At 72.7% G+C, this 267-nt stretch carries 1 protein-coding gene; it reads right to left on the reverse strand.

What is annotated here, in order from left to right; genetic code table 11:
• Window positions 1-48: 48 nt before the first annotated feature.
• Window positions 49-267, reverse strand: a 219-nt coding sequence (locus VR44_RS35410; protein ID WP_045951756.1) for an alpha/beta fold hydrolase, incomplete at its 5' end; no start/stop codon positions are given.

Raw genomic sequence — 267 nt, forward strand, 5'->3', positions numbered from 1 at the left:
TGCGGGCGGGCGGGGGCGGGGGTCCTGCGACTATGTCGTCCCACGTCCTCAGCCCTTGCCGTCTGCGGTATCTCGGTCGGTCTCCCCGGTGGCGGCGTCGCGCAGCAGCTCCCGGAAGGCGGCGGCCACCACCTCGGGGTACTCCATCATCGCCACGTGCCCGGCCTCGGGCAGGCTCAGCAGCCGCGAACCCCTGAAGGCCGCGGCGGCCTTGCGCGCCATACGGTACGAGACCAGTTGGTCCCGGCCACCGTAGACCAGCAGGGT

Origin of the sequence: Streptomyces katrae, assembly GCF_000966975.1 — a bacterium.
In the GTDB taxonomy this organism is placed as follows: domain Bacteria; phylum Actinomycetota; class Actinomycetes; order Streptomycetales; family Streptomycetaceae; genus Streptomyces; species Streptomyces katrae.